Origin of the sequence: Agrobacterium sp. V1 (genome assembly GCF_030518355.1) — a bacterium.
Classification (GTDB): domain Bacteria; phylum Pseudomonadota; class Alphaproteobacteria; order Rhizobiales; family Rhizobiaceae; genus Agrobacterium; species Agrobacterium cucumeris.
Map to the genome: position 1 here is coordinate 1289709 of NZ_JAULSF010000001.1, position 18209 is coordinate 1307917.

At 60.0% G+C, this 18209-nt stretch carries 16 protein-coding genes; 9 read left to right on the forward strand and 7 right to left on the reverse strand.

What is annotated here, in order from left to right:
• Positions 1-20 precede the first annotated feature (20 nt).
• The 5 genes from sfsA to QSV77_RS06290 all read left to right on the forward strand — a co-directional run bounded on the left by sfsA (position 21) and on the right by QSV77_RS06290 (position 4767).
• Positions 21-740, forward strand: coding sequence for a DNA/RNA nuclease SfsA (sfsA, locus tag QSV77_RS06270; protein ID WP_269699639.1), 720 nt, complete (start codon positions 21-23; stop codon positions 738-740).
• Between the two features lie 31 nt (positions 741-771).
• Entirely contained in the window at positions 772-1605 is an 834-nt protein-coding gene (gene map, locus QSV77_RS06275) for a type I methionyl aminopeptidase (protein ID WP_302732857.1), read from the forward strand.
• Between the two features lie 13 nt (positions 1606-1618).
• Positions 1619-2455, forward strand: a complete 837-nt coding sequence (gene radC, locus QSV77_RS06280) for a DNA repair protein RadC (RefSeq protein WP_271361277.1) — start codon at positions 1619-1621, stop codon at positions 2453-2455.
• A gap of 148 nt (positions 2456-2603) precedes the next feature.
• The gene (locus QSV77_RS06285) at positions 2604-3026 is read left to right on the forward strand and encodes a TadE/TadG family type IV pilus assembly protein (protein WP_142839831.1); all 423 of its coding nucleotides are present in this window, start codon (positions 2604-2606) and stop codon (positions 3024-3026) included.
• Position 3027: 1 nt separating this feature from the next.
• Complete coding sequence (locus tag QSV77_RS06290) at positions 3028-4767, forward strand: TadG family pilus assembly protein (RefSeq protein ID WP_302732858.1); 1740 nt, start codon at positions 3028-3030, stop codon at positions 4765-4767.
• A gap of 69 nt (positions 4768-4836) precedes the next feature.
• On the opposite strand, the gene QSV77_RS06295 is transcribed toward QSV77_RS06290, so the two are convergent.
• The 4 genes from QSV77_RS06295 to rpiA all read right to left on the reverse strand — a co-directional run bounded on the left by QSV77_RS06295 (position 4837) and on the right by rpiA (position 9282).
• Positions 4837-6213, reverse strand: a complete 1377-nt coding sequence (locus tag QSV77_RS06295; RefSeq protein ID WP_142839833.1) for a class II 3-deoxy-7-phosphoheptulonate synthase — start codon at positions 6211-6213, stop codon at positions 4837-4839.
• Positions 6214-6464: 251 nt separating this feature from the next.
• Positions 6465-7853: a glutathione-disulfide reductase gene (gor, locus tag QSV77_RS06300; protein WP_302732859.1), complete on the reverse strand. Its 1389-nt coding sequence runs from the start codon at positions 7851-7853 to the stop codon at positions 6465-6467.
• Positions 7854-8000: 147 nt separating this feature from the next.
• Positions 8001-8570 carry a DUF2059 domain-containing protein gene (locus tag QSV77_RS06305; RefSeq protein ID WP_046800065.1) on the reverse strand — a complete coding sequence of 190 codons (570 nt, stop codon included), beginning with the start codon at positions 8568-8570 and terminating at the stop codon, positions 8001-8003.
• A 16-nt stretch (positions 8571-8586) separates the two neighbouring features.
• Positions 8587-9282, reverse strand: coding sequence for a ribose-5-phosphate isomerase RpiA (rpiA, locus tag QSV77_RS06310; protein WP_003502924.1), 696 nt, complete (start codon positions 9280-9282; stop codon positions 8587-8589).
• Positions 9283-9472: 190 nt separating this feature from the next.
• Here rpiA and QSV77_RS06315 point away from each other — a divergent pair, with 190 nt between their 5' ends.
• Both QSV77_RS06315 and QSV77_RS06320 read left to right on the forward strand, forming a co-directional pair.
• Positions 9473-10174, forward strand: a complete 702-nt coding sequence (locus QSV77_RS06315; protein ID WP_302732860.1) for an HAD family hydrolase — start codon at positions 9473-9475, stop codon at positions 10172-10174.
• Between the two features lie 26 nt (positions 10175-10200).
• Positions 10201-10776 carry a hypothetical protein gene (locus QSV77_RS06320; protein WP_302732862.1) on the forward strand — a complete coding sequence of 192 codons (576 nt, stop codon included), beginning with the start codon at positions 10201-10203 and terminating at the stop codon, positions 10774-10776.
• A gap of 54 nt (positions 10777-10830) precedes the next feature.
• Here QSV77_RS06320 and QSV77_RS06325 read toward each other — a convergent pair whose 3' ends face one another.
• Complete coding sequence (locus tag QSV77_RS06325) at positions 10831-12687, reverse strand: murein L,D-transpeptidase (protein WP_161991219.1); 1857 nt, start codon at positions 12685-12687, stop codon at positions 10831-10833.
• A 500-nt stretch (positions 12688-13187) separates the two neighbouring features.
• Here QSV77_RS06325 and fumC point away from each other — a divergent pair, with 500 nt between their 5' ends.
• Together fumC and QSV77_RS06335 are read left to right on the forward strand one after the other, a co-directional pair.
• A complete protein-coding gene (fumC, locus tag QSV77_RS06330) occupies positions 13188-14579 on the forward strand; it encodes a class II fumarate hydratase (protein WP_142839837.1) in 1392 nt (463 codons plus the stop codon).
• 206 nt (positions 14580-14785) lie between these two features.
• Complete coding sequence (locus QSV77_RS06335) at positions 14786-15718, forward strand: alpha/beta hydrolase (protein WP_302733894.1); 933 nt, start codon at positions 14786-14788, stop codon at positions 15716-15718.
• A 175-nt stretch (positions 15719-15893) separates the two neighbouring features.
• On the opposite strand, the gene QSV77_RS06340 is transcribed toward QSV77_RS06335, so the two are convergent.
• Together QSV77_RS06340 and secG are read right to left on the reverse strand one after the other, a co-directional pair.
• Entirely contained in the window at positions 15894-17522 is a 1629-nt protein-coding gene (locus QSV77_RS06340) for a CTP synthase (protein ID WP_161991195.1), read from the reverse strand.
• A gap of 159 nt (positions 17523-17681) precedes the next feature.
• On the reverse strand, positions 17682-18134 hold the full coding sequence (secG, locus tag QSV77_RS06345) for a preprotein translocase subunit SecG (RefSeq protein ID WP_142839840.1): 453 nt from the start codon (positions 18132-18134) through the stop codon (positions 17682-17684).
• Positions 18135-18209: the final 75 nt, after the last annotated feature.

Sequence of the window (18209 nt, forward strand, 5' to 3'; positions counted from 1 at the left end):
CCTCACATCTTTCAGGCCACATGCTCTTCACGCCCCCACTCGTTCCCGCCACGCTGATTTCCCGCTACAAGCGTTTCCTCTTCGATGCCGTCCTCGATGACGGCACGGCGATTACCGGTTCCTGCCCCAATACCGGCTCCATGCGCGGGCTGACGACACCGGGCTCGCGTATCTGGCTATCCGAACATGACAGCCCCACCCGCAAATACCGACACATGTTTGAAATGGTCGAGGCCGATGGCACCGTGGTCGGCATCAATACCGGCATGCCGAACCGGCTGGCAGAAGAGGCGATCCTGAACGGCCGTATCCCTGAACTTGCCGGCTATTCGACGATCCGGCGCGAACAGAAATACGGCCGCAATTCCCGCATCGATTTCCTGTTGTCCGAACCCGGCCGGCCGGATGCCTATGTTGAGGTGAAGAACGTGCATTTCATGCGCGAAAGGGGTCTGGCCGAATTCCCCGATACCGCCACCAAACGCGGTGCCAAGCACCTGGAGGAGTTGGGTGACGCAGCGGAAGCCGGTTACCGCTCGGTGATGCTCTATCTCATTCAGCGCGACGATTGCGAGCGGATGCGCATCTGCGATGATCTCGATCCCGTCTACGCGCTGGCGTTTCAGCGGGCAATGGCGCGTGGTGTCGAGGCCTATGCGGTGAAATGCGCGGTCTCCCCGACACAAATTTCGGTCAGCGGAACGGTTAAGATGGACGAATGGCGTCCCGCTGTTTTATGAACAGGGACGTAAAGAGACAGAAAGCACCAAGATGGTTACCTATATCGACGCAGCCTCCGCCCCCCTCAAGAATACCGGCGTCATCCGCCTTTATACGCCTGAGGATTTTGACGGGATGCGCAAGGCGTGCCAGCTGACGGCGCGTTGCCTCGATGAGCTGGCGGCGATCGTCAAGCCCGGCGTGACGACTGACGCCATCGACCGTTTCGTCTTCGAATTCGGCGCGGACAATGGAGCGCTGCCGGCGACGCTGAATTATCGCGGTTATACGAAATCCGTCTGCACCTCGATCAACCATGTGGTCTGCCACGGCATTCCGGATGAAAAGCCGCTGCGTGACGGCGATATCGTCAATATCGACGTGACCTATGTGCTTGACGGCTGGCATGGCGATTCGAGCCGCATGTATCCGGTCGGCCAGATCAAGCGCGCCGCCGAGCGGCTGATGGAAGTGACCTATGAATGCTTGATGCGCGGCATCGCGGCGGTCAAGCCCGGTGCGCGCACCGGTGCAATCGGCGCGGCAATCCAGGCCTATGCGGAAGCCGAGCGCTGCTCGGTAGTGCGTGATTTCTGCGGCCATGGCGTCGGACGCCTGTTCCACGACACGCCGAACATCCTGCATTACGGCCAGTCGGAGGAAGGGCCGGAGATCCGCGAGGGCATGATCTTCACCATCGAGCCGATGATCAATCTCGGCAAGCCGCATGTGAAGGTGCTCTCGGATGGCTGGACCGCGGTGACGCGTGACCGTTCTCTCTCCGCGCAATATGAACATGCCGTCGGCGTCACGGCCACCGGCTGCGAAATCTTCACGCTGTCACCGGGCGGCTTTGATCGCCCGGGCCTGCCGCCACTCGCATAAGGCCAGACCGCCTATGGCAAAACGCCCTGCCCCGCCTCCCGCCGATCTTTCCCCGACGTCAGGCTTTGAGGCGGGCGAAGGCGACCTGTTCGATGCGGTGGATGAGCGAGGCTTTTTTGCCGAACCGCGAAGCGCTCCGAAAAAACCCACCGTCGCCATTGCCGAACAGGAAGCGGAGACCGCGCATTATCACGGCCATCGGGACCGGTTGCGGGCACGTTACCGCGATGGCGGCGACGCCGCGCTTGCCGACTATGAATTGCTGGAACTCCTGCTGTTCCGGCTGATCCCGAGGCGCGATACCAAACCGATCGCCAAGGCGCTGATTGCCCGTTTCGGAACGCTCGGCGGTGTCCTCGGCGCACCTTTGCCACTGTTGCAGGAGGTGAAGGGCGTCGGCGAGGCCGTGGCGCTCGATCTCAAACTCGTTGCGTCCGTTTCCCAGCGCATGCTGAAAAGCGAAATCCGCAACAAGCAGGTTCTCGGCTCCTGGTCATCGGTCATTGATTATTGTCATGCCGCCATGGCCCATGAAACGCGCGAACAGTTCCGCATCCTGTTCCTCGACAAGCGCAATGTCCTGATCGCCGACGAGGTACAGGGTCAGGGAACCGTGGACCACACGCCGGTCTACCCGCGTGAAGTGGTGCGCCGCGCCCTTGAACTATCATCTACGGCCTTGATTTTAATTCACAATCACCCAAGTGGAGACCCCACCCCCTCGCGGGCGGATATCGAGATGACCAAAACCATCATCGATACGGCCAAGCCGCTCGGCATCACCGTCCACGACCACATCATCATCGGCAAGGATGGCCATGCCAGCTTCAAAGGGCTTCGGCTTATTTGAAAATCAACTGGTACTGACGCGAAGGCTTTAACGCGCATGCAACCCATAAGGGCGGCATCAACAAAAAATTAACACCTATAAATTAGCATTTCCGAAAATAATAAAACAAGGCATCGAACCTTGGTGCCTTGAGGAACGGGGGTGCTTTATGCGTAATGCAGTGCGTTTCCTTCGCGATCGGTCCGGCTCGAACGCTGTCGAGTTCGCCATCGTCGCGCCGATCTTCTTTCTCGTCCTTCTGACCATGATCGCCTACGGCATCTACCTGATGGCGGCCTATTCGGTGCAGCAGATCGCCGCAGATGCGGCGAGAACGGCGGTTGCCGGCCTCAATACAACCGAGCGCCAGCAGCTTGCCCGGGATTTCGTCACCAAAAGCGATCTCAGTTACGCTTTCATGGACAAGGCACGTTTCACCGTCGATGTCGCCACAGATCCCGCCAATGCCAACCAGTTCACGGTCAAGGTCGAATATGACGCCCGCGATCTGCCGATCTGGAGCCTCTACAGCTACACCATGCCAGAGCCGGTCATCCGGCGTTTTTCCACTATCCGGATCGGAGGAGCATGACATGCGGACTATTCCTTCCCTGCTCCCCGCTTTCCTGAAGGATCGGGCCGGCAACATCGCCATCTCGGCCGGGCTTACCGCGCCGCTTTTCATCGGCGTCCTGGCGCTTGGCGTCGACTACGGTTATCTGACCCTGCAGAAACGGCAGTTGCAGCAGACCGCAGATCTCGCAGCCATATCGGCGGCCGCAAATGCCGCTGATCCGGAAAAGGCGGTCCAGCAATATTTCGCCCTCAACGGCATGGATCTCGGCGTCAAGACGCCGCAGGGCCTGCTCACTCCAAACGGTCTTCAACCCTTCGATCCCGCAAACGAATTTGCAAGCAGCAACGGTTACGCCGAGGTCATCAAGGGCCATTATGAGCCGGATGCAACCATTCCTGTCGGCGCACGGTTCGTGGACAACGCCCTGCCCACCAATGCGGTGAAAGTAAACATCGTCGAAAAGGGCCAGATATTCTTCGCTGCCGCCTTCACCACCCCGCCCAAGATTTCTGCGGTCGGAACGGCCTCGTCCCAGAAGATCGCGGCATTTTCGGTAGGCTCGCGACTGGCAAGTCTCGATGAAGGCATCTTGAACAGCCTGCTCGGCGGCCTGCTCGGCACCACGGTATCGCTCAAACTCATGGATTACCAGGGGCTGGTTGCCGCCGATGTCAACGCGCTGCATGTCGTCGAGGCGCTTGCCATCGATCTCAAGCTCACCGCCGGCACCTACAAGGATGTTTTGAAGACGGAAATCACCTACGGTCAGTTCCTCAATGCGTTGACCAAAACCACCGGCCTGCAGCCGGCTGTCGCCAACATTCTGAAGACACTGGAAAAAACCGCCAACAAGAGCAATATCAAGCTCAAGCTGGAGGAAATCCTCAATCTCGGACCTTTCTCGGACAAGCTGATCGGTAGTGGTGAAAACCTCAAGGTCACCGCCGGCGTCTTCGATCTCCTCAATGCCGCAGCCGTTGCCGGCAATGGCGGCAACCAGCTGGCGCTCAATCTCAACGCCAACGTTCTCGGTCTCGCCTCCGTCAAGGCAACGCTTGCCATAGGTGAGCCGCCGGTCGAAACCCCGTCGCTCGCCGTTGGTGGTCAGGGCACCATCGTCCGCACCGCACAGACCCGGCTGGCCGTCAGTGTCGTGGTGGACGGGCTTCAGGCCATTGCCGGCCTCAAGGTCAATATCCCGCTTTATGTGGAAGTCGCCCATGCCGAAGCACGGCTTGCCGATATTCGCTGCACGGGCGGCGGACAGGGAACGGTCGATGTAGAGGTCGTTCCCGGCGTCGCGGAAATCGCGCTCGGCAATGTCGATACCTCCGCTTTTGCCAATTTCGGCAAGGACCCGCGTGTCACCAAGGCGGCAATCGTCGATTCAGCGCTGCTTGCCATCAATGGCAGTGCCCTCATCAATGCCACCAACATGACGAAGACCAAGCTGACCTTCACGCAGTCGGATATCACCCAGGCCAAGATCAAGAGCGTATCCACCAAGGACACCGTCACCACTCTTGTCAGCTCGCTGCTGAAGAACCTCAATCTGGATATCAGGCTGCTCTTCCTCAACCTTGATCTGGGAGGCCTGGCGGGCATTCAGGCAGCGCTTGCCAACACGCTTGCGGTGGTTACCGCTCCGGTCGATCAGCTGCTCTACAACGTGCTTCTGGTTCTCGGCGTAAAGATCGGCGAAGCCGATGTGCGCGTCACCGATGTGCGCTGCCAGCAGCCGGCGCTGGTGCAATAACCCCGCAGATAGACATAAAAAAGCCGCCGGGAAATATCCCGGCGGCTTTTCATTTGATCGCTCTTTGTATCAGGCGTTGGCAATCGCCAGACGCTTCTCGTCCCGGCCGCTCTTCATGCGCTCGGAGAGAAGGAACGCCAGCTCCAGTGCCTGATCGGCATTGAGGCGCGGATCGCAATGGGTGTGGTAACGGTCCGACAGCGAATCCGCCGTCACGGCCCGTGCACCACCCGTGCATTCCGTCACGTCCTTGCCGGTCATCTCAATGTGGATGCCGCCCGGATGCGTGCCTTCGGCGCGGTGGATCTGGAAGAAGCTTTCGACTTCCGACAGGATGCGCTCGAACGGACGCGTCTTGTAGTGGTTGAGCGTGATCGTGTTGCCATGCATCGGATCGCAGGACCAGACGACCTTACGGCCTTCCTTCTCGACGGCGCGAATGAGCTTCGGCAGGCTGTCCGCCACCTTGTCATGGCCGAAACGGCAAATCAGCGTCAGGCGGCCGGCCTCGTTTGCCGGGTTCAGCGCATCGATCAGCTCGATCAGATTGTCGGGCGTCAGCGACGGACCGCATTTCAGGCCGATCGGGTTCTTGATGCCGCGGAAATATTCCACATGCGCATGGTCAAGCTGACGCGTGCGGTCGCCGATCCAGATCATGTGGCCTGATGTCGCGTACCAGTCACCGGAGGTCGAATCGATGCGGGTCAGCGCCTCTTCATAGCCAAGCAGCAGGGCCTCGTGGCTGGTGAAGAAGTCGGTTTCGCGCAGGCTCGGATTATTGTCCGCGCTGATGCCGATCGCCTTCATGAAGTCCATGGTTTCGGAAATCCGGTCGGCCAGCTTGCGGTAGCGATCCGCCTGCGGGCTGTCCTTGATGAAGCCGAGCATCCACTGGTGAACGTTTTCAAGGTTGGCGTAACCACCCATCGCGAAAGCGCGCAGCAGGTTCAGCGTCGCGGCCGACTGGCGGTAGGCGTCGAGCTGGCGCTCCGGGCTCGGTATGCGCGAACCTTCGTTGAATTCGATACCGTTGATGATGTCACCGCGGTAGGACGGCAGCGTCACGCCATCGAGCACTTCCACGTTGGAAGAGCGCGGCTTGGCGAACTGGCCGGCAATACGCCCCACCTTCACGACAGGCAGCTGCGCGCCATAGGTGAGCACAACGGCCATCTGCAGGAAAGCGCGGAAGAAGTCGCGGATATTGTCCGCGCCATGCTCGAGGAAGCTTTCGGCGCAATCGCCGCCCTGCAGCAGGAAGGCGTTGCCTTCAGCCACATTGGCGAGCTGTTTCTTCAGGCGGCGGGCCTCACCGGCAAAAACCAGCGGCGGATAGGTCGCAAGTGTGGCTTCCGTTGCAGCAAGCGCTGCTGCGTCAGGATATTCGGGAACCTGCTGGATCGGTTTCTGCCGCCAACTGCCGGGTGTCCAATTCTGTGCCATGTTCTTACCCTTTTTTCGCCCGCGCGACTGTCGCGCGACCGCCTCGAAAAATTGAGCGGCTTATAGCTCCAAGCATCGGCTTTGCATAGCCGATGTCAGGGCTATCGGGCTCAATCTGCCCCTTTTGGGCACTCCAGATGCACAAAAGTCAATTCAAACGATTTAACCGACCCGCCGCCATCCAGAAAACATCCGTTTTCGAAGGGCGGCGGGCGAATTCGGACAGCGATCATATCACGCTTGTGTCAGCGCTACACGCGCTCGCCATTCACCACGCGGTAGCTCGGCGAATACATCGTCACCAGCTCTTCAGCGGCCGTCGGATGAACCGCCATGGTGCGGTCGAAATCATCCTTGGTGCAGCCGGCTTTCAGCGTGATGCCGAGAAGCTGCGCCATCTCACCCGCTTCGTGGCCGAGAATATGCACGCCAACAACCTTGCGGTCGGCGGCATTGACGATCAGCTTCATGATCGTCTTTTCCTGGCGGCCGGACAACGTTGCCTTCATCGGCCGGAACTGAGCGCGATAGACTTCCAGCTCCGGATATTTCTTGCCCGCTTCCTCTTCCGAAAGACCGACGGTGCCGATTTCCGGCTGCGAGAACACCGCCGTTGCAATCAGCTCGTGATCCGGCTTGGTCGGGTTGTTCTTGTATTCGGTCTCGATGAAGCACATGGCCTCATGGATCGCCACCGGCGTCAGTTGTACCCGGTCGGTGACGTCGCCCAGCGCGAAAATGCTCGGCACGTTGGTGCGCGAATAATCATCAACGATGATCGCGCCGCGCGCATCCAGCTTCACACCGGCATTTTCCAGACCCAGACCCTTGGTATTCGGATCACGGCCGAGCGCCAGCATGACCAGGCCGACATGCAGCGAGCTGCCCTGCTTGGTGCGCGCCACGAAACCATCGGCACCATCCTTGCTGACTTCCTCGATGATATCTTCGAGAATGATGCGGATGCCCTTGGCCTCCATCGCCTCATGCAGGCCCTTGCGCATGTCGTGATCGAACCGTGAGAGGATTTCCTTGCCGCGATAGATCAGCGTCGTTTCAACACCGAGCCCGTGGAAGATATTGGCGAATTCAACAGCGATGTAACCGCCGCCGGCAATCAGGATCGATTTCGGCAGTTCTTCCAGATTAAACGCCTCGTTGGACGAAATCGTCAGCTCATGGCCGGGCAACGCCCTGTGCTCGTTCGGCGTGCCGCCGACGGCAATAACGATACGCTCGGCCGTGAAGGTCTCACCGGTTTTTGTCAGCTTCACGGTATGGGCATCGACCAGTTCGGCGCGGCTGTCGAAAATATCGGCCTTGGCGTTTTCCAACCCCTTGCGATACAGCCCCTCGAGACGGGTGATTTCCTTGTCCTTCGCCGCGATTAGCTTTTTCCAGTCGAAGCTGCGCTCACCGACGCTCCAGCCGAAACCTTCGGCGTCCTCGAAATGTTCGGGGAACTGCGAGGCGTAGACGAACAGCTTCTTCGGCACGCAGCCGCGAATGACGCAGGTGCCGCCATAACGATATTCTTCAGCAATCCCCACGCGCTTGCCGAGCGAGGCCGCCACGCGGCCGCTTCTCACGCCGCCCGAGCCGCCACCGATGACGAAAAGATCGTAGTCATAAGCTGTCATAGTCAAAACCCCTGATCAAAACCACGCCATCAGCCCTCAAGGCGAATGGTGGCGTCTTCACGGCACATATAGGTGCTGCGACGCACAAATGAAAAGCCCGGTCTTGCGACCGGGCTTTGAATATTTCTGAATTGTCTGTTCATTCAATCAGGGCTTGGGAGCAGCCGGAGCGCCGCCCGTGGCGTTCTGGTCGGCCGGAAGCGGCTTCAGATCAGCGCCGGCAACCTTCTGCAGTTCAGACATGCTGGACGCGTTGAGATCGCGGTTGATGCCGGCAGCCCAGATATCGGCGGCCTTCATCAGTTCGCGCGTGGCGATCGGGCCATCCTTCAGAAGCTTCTTGCCCGCCTCGCTGCTGTAGAAGGCGGAAATGGCGTTCAGCTCTTCAACGCTGAAGGCGCGCGCATAGGTGAGTGCAGCCTCGCGCTCCAGATCGGCGCGGCGCGGCGCAAGCTCGAGAGCCTTGGCATCGACGGTCTCGGTGATGGCGTCTTCGACGTTCGGCGAGGCCTGAATGAGTTCGGCCTTCAGACGCTCGGCCAGTCCAGGCAGAATGTCGTCAAAACGGTCGGTAACGCCAAGAGAGGCGATTGCCTGCCGTGCGGCAGCAACATGCGCTTCCGAAATTTCCTGAGCGCGTACGGCAGTACCGAACACAACGCCGGAAATGAGGATCGAAGCAGCGGCAGCTTTGCCCAGTCCCGCTAGTTTGATCATGAAAATCTCGCTCCTGTTATACTGCCTGCATCACGCGGGCGCCTTCAGGACCCGCGATAATGGCAAGCGATGCCAAATTTATGAAAAGTCCGTGCTCGACGACACCGGGAATCGTGTTCAGCTCGCGTGCTAGCGCTTCTGCATCAGGAATACGGCCAAAAGATGCGTCGAGGATAAGGTGTCCGCCATCCGTCATGAAGGCGCCGTCGCCGGATGAACGCATTGTCAGTGCGCCCGAAAGACCGGATCGAGCCGCCAGCTTTTCAATGGCGATGCGTGTCGCCACCTGGCCGAACGGGTTGATTTCGATGGGAAGCGGAAAGGCGCCCAGCGTCTCGACGACCTTGCTCTGGTCGGCAATGACGATCACGCGCGCAGATGCCGCCGCAACGATCTTTTCGCGCAGAAGAGCACCACCGCCGCCCTTGACGAGGCGCAGCGCATGATCGACTTCATCAGCGCCGTCGATGGTCAAATCCAGTTCCGGCAATTCATCGAGAGATTTCAGTGGCACGCCAAGCTCGACGCAGAGACGCGCGGTGCGCTCGGATGTCGGAACGCCCTCGACCTTCAGGCCGGCAGCAACCTTCTCGGCCAGAAGCCTGACGAATTCCTCGGCCGTCGAACCCGTGCCGATACCAAGCCTCATCCCGTCTTGCACGTGGGACAATGCGGCCTCGGCGGCCTTGATCTTCATCTGGCGGGCATCCATGTGCCTGAAACTCCGGTAGCTTTGTCGTCGCCGTGCTGTTTACACGGGTCGAAAGCCAAACGAAAGCCTTTTTCAAGCCAACGAACAGAACGTTGTGACGCGGTTGCAAAGACAGGCCCGTTTGCCTAGGCTTGGCGCGAATGAAAGCACCGACACCTCGACACCCGCATTCTCCAAGAGGCCCGTTCCCGTGACATCCCGCCCGCTCTCTCCGCTTGCCATTTTCGATCTCGACGGCACGCTCGTCGATACCGCCGCCGACCTGGTCTCGAGCCTCAACCACACCATCGCCGTTGCCGGCCTTGCGCCCGTCACCTATGACGACCTGACCCACCTCGTCGGCCAGGGTGCGCGGGTGATGATCAAGCGGGCTTTCGCATTGCGCCAGACGGAACTGCCGGAAGCCGAGATCGATCCGCTCTATGAGCGTTTCATCACCCATTACCGCGCCGAAATGCCGGGTGAAAGCCGCCCCTATCCCGGCATCGTCAACACGCTGGATGCGCTCTCGGAAGCCGGTATCACGCTTGCCGTCTGCACCAACAAGACTGAAATCCTCGCTGTGCCGCTGCTCGAAAAACTGGGGCTGACGCGATATTTCGCGGCCATCACCTGCGGCGACACCTTCGCCTTCCGCAAACCGGATGCCCGCCATATTCTCGGCACCATCGAAAAGGCCGGCGGCGATAGCAGACGCTCGATCATGGTCGGCGACAGCATCAACGACATTCTCGCCGCAAAGAACGCCGGCGTACCGTCGATCGGCGTGACCTTCGGTTACACGGATGTGCCGATGGCCGAGCTGGAGCCTGACGTCGTGATCGATGGTTTTGCAGCACTGACGCCCGATCTGGTGGGCCGGTTGCTGACCGGACGCGACGCGGCGGCGTAAACCGCCGTGATATCGGCAGCTTCGCCATGGTCGATCACAAATTCTTCTTTCCCCGCGCCGCCGTCAGCATCATCGCCATTGGCGATACCGGCGAAGCCCTGCTTCTGAGAGCGGTGCTGGAAAGCCTTGGCGCATCGGTCCGGCTGCACCTTCCCGGCACCCCTGAAGATATTCTGGTGTGCCTGAAACAACCCGACAACCCGCCGCCCTATCTCATCATCAGCGGCCATGGCGATGAAAACGGGCTTGTGGTCGGCGAATTCGACCCTGAAGTGACCCGGATGAAATTGCTGGACGGCAGCATGCCCGCCGAAGCGTTCCTCGGAACCGTCGATCTGCGCGACACCGTGGTTTTCAGCACGGCCTGCTGCACGGGCTCAGGGGCTTTCGCCAAAGCCTTCATCGAGGGCGGCGCAAAAGCCTATGTGGCGTCATCAGGTTATCCAGACGGCGCCGCGACACCGCTGTTCGTGCATCTGTTCTTTTATGAACTGCTCGTCCGCAAATCGCCGCTGGAAGAAGCGCTGAGGCTCGCCAGCCTGCTTGATAGCGATGACGAACTGGCGTTCGAACTCTTCAAGCCACAAACCCCGGAACCATAAGCGGGCGAAACAAAAAAAGCGCCGTTTCCGGCGCTTTTCTCTCAATGCGATTTATCAGATCGACGCGGCCCGCGCCTTTGTCGTCACGGCAAACGCCTTCTGCACATAGCTGTCACGATCATAGACGTCATCGAAGAACTGCACCTTGCCATCCTTGTCCGGCCAGGCGGTGAAATAGGCGACATAGACCGGGATTTTCACCGGCACCTGCACGGCGCGGTTCTTGCCCGAAGCAATCTGCTCGCCCACCTTGTCGACGCTGGTGCCGAGAACCGCAGCCGCCATGCGGCGCGGATCGACCAGACGGATACAGCCGTGGCTCAGCGCCCGCATGTCGCGGTTGAAGAAGCTCTTGGCCGGTGTGTCATGCATGTAGATCGCATGCGCATTGGGGAACAGGATTTTCAGGTCGCCCAGCGCATTGTCACTACTCGGCGGCTGGCGCACTGAAACGGCGTTGGTCGAGCCGTACCAGTTGACGCTGGTGGAGGAGACCGCACGGCCACCCACCTGCACTTCGTAACCCAGCCGGTCGAGATAGGACGGATCGCGGCGCAGCTTCGGCAGCATCTCGTTGACGATGATCGACTGCGGCACGCCCCAATAGGGATTGAACTCGACGGTCTGGATTTCGTCCTGGAAGAAATAGGTCTGGTTGGCCTTGGAGCCGACGACCACCTTCATGCCGAACTGTTCCACGCCATCATTGTGGTAATAGGCCATGAAAGCGGGCTGGTTGATGAGGACGTAACGCTGGCCGAGATCGGCCGGCAGCCAGCGGATCTGCTCCATGGCCACCTGCACCTTGGCGATCTTCGCCTCGTTGCTTTCGCCAACCATGGCGCGAACGGTGGCGCGACCGATGACGCCATCTGGCTTGAGGCCGTTTTCGCTCTGGAACGCCTTCACCAGATCGACGAGATCAGGCGTATAGTCCTGCGTTTGCTGGTAGCCGGAAATGATCGCCGCATGTTCGGCCTTGAAGGCCGGCGAAGCGCGATGTTCGATCGCCTTGACCACATTGGCCATGTCGGCGCTGCTATTGCCGGGCTTCAGCACCAGATCGGCGGGAACGCGGACGGTATGAGCCGCATCGCCCTCACCGCGCAGGCGGGCAAGGTCAGCCTTCAGCGCCTGATATTCGGCACTCGATGGTTCGCGGCTGCGCAGATAGGCAGCGACATCGGGGCTGAGGCCCGCAAGCTTCAGCACCGGCGCGAGGTTTACCGTCTTGCGCTTGAAATCATGGTAACCGGAGAGCCGGTTCGGATCGACACGGCCGCGGGTCGTATCCTGCACATAGGCCAGAACCTTGGCAGACAGCGCCAGTTCGAACCGCATCTGCGCCCGCTGATAGGCGTCGGAGGTCGATGCCGATGCCGTTTCCACCGGTGTACCGGTTGCCGTCGTGCCCGTGGCATTGCTGCTGATGCTGGCGGTCACATCCTTTGCCGGTGCGGAAATGCTGTAATCGGCCGGATCAAGGCCGCTTTCGCCAACCGTCTCGAAGAAGGCGATGACGGCGTTGGCACGCTCGGTCAGCTCGCCGCCGGAAACCCACAGCGTCTTGCCGCCGGCGCCGTAATAGGCTTCCAGTGCCTTGGCGATTTCCGGCGTGGCGCTGAACTTCAGATTGGCGAGATCGTCACTGAAATTGGCCGTGTTCACGGCGCGGGCGGTATCCGCCTTGTAGTCGTAATAACGCGGGCCGGAAACGCGCGGCAGGGGCTCGGGATCGGAAGCATCGGCGCTCGGCCCTGAAACCGACGGCGAGGTGACGATACCGGCCGGCGGCAATTCACCACGGTCACGCGCAACCTTGCCCGGGCCGCCGCGCAGAAGGTCCATCAGCGTTACCGCACCGGCGCTGCCGGGAAGAGCGGTGGAAACGGAAAGACCGAGAACCAGCACCAGCGCTGCCGATGTTTTTCCAGATGTGACTTGCAATTTGATCCTCGTAGCACCCAGCACCGCCAGGAAAACGGCGGGCATCAGTTTCATGCCTGTCTAGCCGATCAACGGCCCGTTGAAAAGAAACGCCCAAAGTTCACAACCGTGCCGAAATGAACCTTATGATACAGCCAAAGCCATAAAAACGTAATTTCCAGAATTGGCGAGAATGGTTAAATTTCTATTTATTTCATTCACTTTGCCGTGGCTCCCAGCACCACCCACATGCCACCGAAAGCCCGGTTTTCCGGTCATTTCGGGACGTAGTAAAAATGCCACGCCGGTTCGTTTTTCACCCCGGCCCTGCGCTCGTGCCGAAATCGCCCTAACGCGGCGGGAAATATCTGCCTCTGCCGCATTGCAGCGCTTTCATTGCCGGCGCGATGATTCTATATATCGGCCGCGCAAGGCGGGCGAAGGCGCCGTTTTGGCGGAGGAACACGAGTAAAAAGGCAAGATTGATGACAGCCACACGGACGGAAACCGATACATTTGGACCCATTGAAGTTCAGGCCGATCGCTATTGGGGCGCGCAGGCGCAGCGCTCGCTCGGCAACTTCAAGATCGGCTGGGAAAAGCAGCCCGCCTCTGTCGTTCGTGCGCTGGGCATCGTCAAGCAGGCTGCCGCCCGCGCCAACATGGCGCTGGCCGGTCTCGACCCCAAGGTCGGCGACGCCATCATTGCCGCCGCACAGGAAGTCATCGACGGCAAGCTGACCGAGCATTTCCCGCTCGTCGTCTGGCAGACCGGCTCCGGCACCCAGTCCAACATGAATGCCAATGAGGTGATTTCCAACCGTGCAATCGAAATGCTCGGCGGCGAAATGGGCACCAAGAAGCCCGTCCACCCCAATGACCACGTCAATATGAGCCAGTCCTCGAACGACACCTACCCGACGGCCATGCACATCGCCTGCGTGGAAGAGATCGTTCACCACCTGCTGCCCGCCCTCAAGCACCTGCACAAGGCGCTGGAAGCCAAGGTCAAGCAGTTCGAGAAGATCATCAAGATCGGCCGTACCCACACGCAGGATGCGACCCCGCTGACGCTCGGCCAGGAATTCTCCGGCTATGCCGCGCAGGTCGCCTCCGCCATCGCCAACATTGAAACCACCCTGCCCGCGCTTTCCAAGCTCGCCCAGGGCGGCACGGCCGTCGGCACGGGCCTCAACGCTCCCATCGGTTTTGCCGAAAAGGTTGCCGACGAGATTTCCAAGATCACCGGCCTTTCCTTCGTCACCGCGCCGAACAAGTTCGAAGCGCTCGCCTCGCATGATTCCATGGTCTTCTCCCATGGCGCGATCAATGCGGCTGCCGCTGCACTCTTCAAGATCGCCAACGACATCCGCTTCCTCGGTTCAGGCCCGCGCGCCGGTCTCGGTGAATTGTCGCTGCCGGAAAACGAGCCGGGCTCGTCGATCATGCCGGGCAAGGTCAACCCCACCCAGTCGGAAGCACTGACCCAGGTCTGCGCCCACATCTTCGGCAACAACGCAGCGCTCTCGTTTGCCGGTTCGCAGGGCCACTTCGAGCTCAACGTCTATAACCCGATGATGGCCTACAACTTCCTGCAGTCGGTCCAGCTTCTGGGCGATGCCGCCGTCTCCTTCACCGACAACTGCGTCGTCGGCATCGAGGCCCGCGAAGACAATATCAGAAAGGGCGTCGAAAACTCGCTGATGCTGGTGACGGCGCTGAACGGCAAGCTCGGCTACGACATCTGCGCCAAGATCGCCAAGACCGCACACAAGAACGGCACGACGCTGCGCGAAGAAACCGTTGGTGGTGGATACCTCACCAACGAGGAATTCGACCAGTTTGTACGCCCGGAAAATATGATCGGCCCGAAATAAGCCGGTCACATGCAACGGACATGGAAACGGGCCTTCGGGCCCGTTTTTGTTTGTTCGATTGACACGCCGCAGGCCGGCCGTGACATCGCTGGCGCGAACCGGAATATCCGGTTGCCTCCATATTGTCCTGTTGGTTTTTTATATCGGCCTCTTACACTGCTCTTCCGGGGGAATACCGGATCCAAATGCGCGATGAGGATGACGTCATGATCTGCCGCCGCAGCCTGCTTCTTGCGGGCGCATTCCTCACAACAGCGATGAAAGTCCCCAACCTGTTCGCTGAGAACAATCGATCTCGCATTGCCCTCTGGCCCGGCCTGCCTCCCGGTGGCGGTGGCCCGGACGGCCCTGCGGAAATCAGCAAAAAAGGCGCAGTCACCAATATCGCCGTACCAAGCCTTGAGATATTTGCCCCTGACAGGCCCAATGGGGCCGCAATGATCATAGCCGGTGGTGGCGGATATAAACGCATAGAGGAAGGCAAGGAATCCTATCCCGCTGCACGCTGGCTCGCGGCCAGAGGCATTTACGCTTTTGTCCTCAGCTATCGCCTGCCAATTGAAGCATGGGCCGCCGGGCCGCTCGCACCGCTCCAGGATGCGCAGCGGGCATTTCGTCTGGTGCGTGCACGCGCTCCGGAATGGCAGATCAATCCACACAGGGTCGGCGCGCTCGGCTTTTCTGCTGGCGGGCACTTGATGGGGCTCGCGGCCGCCCGTTCGGCGTTCACGTCTTACGAAGGCGTCGATGACATCGACAGGCAATCAGCCCGGCCGGATGTCGCAGCGCTGATCTATCCGGTCATTACGCTTGCAGCTCCCTATGACCACACATCAACCCGCAGATCTCTCGTCGGCGGGCACCCGGCAGATGAAGCAACGCGGCAATGGTCGGTGGAAAGTCACGTGAGCAAAGACTGCCCTCCGGTCTTCCTCACACAGGCGGATGATGACAGGATTTCCAATCCCGCCAACAGCCGTATCATGCGAGAGGCCTGTGAAAAGGCTGGTGTGGATGTTGAACTTCATCCAATAGCGTCCGGCGGCCACGGCTTTGGCATGGGCAAGGCCGGCACCCCATCGGAAAAGTGGCCAAGCTGGTACGAGGCGTGGTTGCGGAGACAGAACTTTCTGGCATGAGGCAGCCCGGCGATCCACCGCACCGTGCATCTTCGGACTAGTCGTACCCTCTCCTCCGTCATCCCCGGGTCAGCCCGAGGATGACCGAGCAAGACGCATCGTCGAAACTTTGGCGGTGGGTGCGTGCACGAAAAAAAGGGCCGCTGTCGCGACCCTTTTCATATTCTTCAAACCATCAAACCAGCCGGCTCTGCTCCACCGCCGCTTCAACGAAGCTGGCGAAAAGCGGATGCGGGTCGAGCGGGCGGCTCTTCAGTTCAGGGTGATACTGAACACCGATGAACCACGGGTGGTCAGGATATTCCACCGTTTCCGGCAGCACACCATCCGGCGACATGCCCGAGAAGACCAGGCCGCATTCTTCCAGCCGGTCCTTGTAGTCCACATTCACCTCGTAGCGGTGACGGTGACGCTCGGAAATATCCGTGGTGCCATAGATATCGGCGATCTTGGTGTCTTTCTTCAGCGCCGCCTTGTAGGCGCCGAGACGCATCGTGCCACCGAGATCGCCCTTGGAGGAACGCTTCTCCAGCTCGTTGCCCTTCACCCATTCGGTCATCAGGCCAACAACCGGCTCGGACGTCGGACCAAATTCGGTCGAGGAGGCATTCTCGATGCCGGCGAGATGCCGGGCCGCTTCCACGACCGCCATCTGCATGCCGAAGCAGATGCCGAAATAGGGCACATTGCGCTCACGCGCGAACTGCGCCGCCATGATCTTGCCTTCCGAACCGCGCTCGCCGAAGCCGCCGGGCACCAGAATGCCGTTGACCTTTTCGAGATAGGGCGTCGGATCTTCCTTTTCGAAGACCTCCGACTCGATCCATTCCAGCTTGACCTTGACGCGGTTGGCAAAACCGCCGTGATGCAGCGCCTCGATCAGCGACTTATAGGCATCCTTGAGGCCGGTATATTTGCCGACGATCGCAATCGTGACCTCGCCTTCCGGCGTGCGGATACGGTTGCAAACCTCTTCCCACTGCTCCAGGCGCGGCTTTGGCGCCGGCTCTATGCCGAACGCGGCCAGCACTTCCGAATCGAGGCCTTCCTTGTGGTAGGCAATCGGAACGTCATAGATATTCGCCACATCCAGCGCCTGGATGACGGCGGAAGGACGCACGTTGCAGAACAGCGAAAGCTTGCGGCGTTCGGCTTCCGGGATTTCCCGGTCAGCGCGCACCAGCAGGATGTCGGGATGAATGCCGAGTGCCTGCAGTTCCTTGACGGAATGCTGGGTCGGCTTGGTCTTCAATTCGCCAGCCGCCGGAATATAGGGCATCAGCGTCAGGTGAAGATAGATCGCCGTGCCGCGCGGCAGGTCGTTGCCGAGCTGACGGATCGCTTCCATGAACGGCATCGCCTCGATGTCACCCACCGTGCCACCGATCTCACAGATGACGAAGTCGTAATCGTCATTGCCTTCGATCACGAAATCCTTGATCTCGTTGGTGACATGCGGAATGACCTGAACCGTTGCGCCGAGATAATCGCCGCGCCGTTCCTTGTCGATGATGTTCTTGTAGATGCGACCGGTGGTGATGTTGTCGGTCTTGGTGGCCGAACGCCCGGTAAAGCGTTCATAGTGGCCAAGGTCGAGGTCCGTCTCGGCACCGTCATCCGTCACGAACACTTCGCCGTGCTGTGTCGGGCTCATGGTGCCGGGATCAACGTTCAGATAGGGGTCGAGTTTGCGAAGCCGCACCCGATAACCACGGGATTGCAGCAAAGCTCCGAGTGCCGCAGCTGCGATGCCCTTACCGAGAGAGGAGACCACGCCGCCTGTGATGAATACATATCGCGCCATGGGATTCACCGGATACCTTTTTACCTCTGATTCCGCCAGCCCAAATTTCATGCTGTTACAAATTCGCTGTTGACGAATGTGTAATTCAACTGGCCGGAATACGAACAAAAGAAAACCGGCAGGCTTTTGGCCTGCCGGAGCGTTAAATCAGAACCGGGCTTATTGACCGGTCGGAACTGCGTTCGGATCGGCGGGCTGCGCCGGTGCCGGAGCGGCCGTGCCGGAAGCGGCCGGAGCCGTCTGTGCGGGTGCGGCTGCGCCACTATTGGTCGGAACGCCATTTCCAGCCGGAGCCGGTGTTGCGGGCGTCGTTGCCGGGCCGAGCGTGTCGAGAATGCCGTTGCCCTGGCCCTGTGTGGCCGGAATACGGTTCAGGATGTCGGTCGGGCGCGATTCGTAGCGGGTCATAAGACCAAGGCCGAGCGACGTCAGGAAGAACAGCGCGGCGAGGATCCCCGTCGTGCGGGTCAACGCATTGGCCGTTCCGCGCGCGGACATGAAGCCCGAACCGCCGCCGATACCGAGGCCGCCGCCTTCGGAACGCTGGATCAGGACCACGCCGACAAGCGCCAGCACGATCATGAGGTGAATAACAATCAAAACGGTCTGCATGACAATCCATTCCATGCCCCGCGCGGAGCACTACAAAGAAGGTTTCGCGGCTCTTTACATGAGGCGAAGGTTTAT

Bases quoted from the DNA above. Each gene is read 5' to 3' on its own strand.
- sfsA (WP_269699639.1), top strand. From the start codon at position 21: ATGCTCTTCACGCCCCCACTCGTTCCCGCCACGCTGATTTCCCGCTAC.
- map (WP_302732857.1), top strand. From the start codon at position 772: ATGGTTACCTATATCGACGCAGCCTCCGCCCCCCTCAAGAATACCGGC.
- radC (WP_271361277.1), top strand. From the start codon at position 1,619: ATGGCAAAACGCCCTGCCCCGCCTCCCGCCGATCTTTCCCCGACGTCA.
- QSV77_RS06285 (WP_142839831.1), top strand. From the start codon at position 2,604: ATGCGTAATGCAGTGCGTTTCCTTCGCGATCGGTCCGGCTCGAACGCT.
- QSV77_RS06290 (WP_302732858.1), top strand. From the start codon at position 3,028: ATGCGGACTATTCCTTCCCTGCTCCCCGCTTTCCTGAAGGATCGGGCC.
- QSV77_RS06295 (WP_142839833.1), bottom strand. From the start codon at position 6,213: ATGGCACAGAATTGGACACCCGGCAGTTGGCGGCAGAAACCGATCCAG.
- gor (WP_302732859.1), bottom strand. From the start codon at position 7,853: ATGACAGCTTATGACTACGATCTTTTCGTCATCGGTGGCGGCTCGGGC.
- QSV77_RS06305 (WP_046800065.1), bottom strand. From the start codon at position 8,570: ATGATCAAACTAGCGGGACTGGGCAAAGCTGCCGCTGCTTCGATCCTC.
- rpiA (WP_003502924.1), bottom strand. From the start codon at position 9,282: ATGGATGCCCGCCAGATGAAGATCAAGGCCGCCGAGGCCGCATTGTCC.
- QSV77_RS06320 (WP_302732862.1), top strand. From the start codon at position 10,201: ATGGTCGATCACAAATTCTTCTTTCCCCGCGCCGCCGTCAGCATCATC.
- fumC (WP_142839837.1), top strand. From the start codon at position 13,188: ATGACAGCCACACGGACGGAAACCGATACATTTGGACCCATTGAAGTT.
- QSV77_RS06335 (WP_302733894.1), top strand. From the start codon at position 14,786: ATGATCTGCCGCCGCAGCCTGCTTCTTGCGGGCGCATTCCTCACAACA.
- QSV77_RS06340 (WP_161991195.1), bottom strand. From the start codon at position 17,522: ATGGCGCGATATGTATTCATCACAGGCGGCGTGGTCTCCTCTCTCGGT.
- secG (WP_142839840.1), bottom strand. From the start codon at position 18,134: ATGCAGACCGTTTTGATTGTTATTCACCTCATGATCGTGCTGGCGCTT.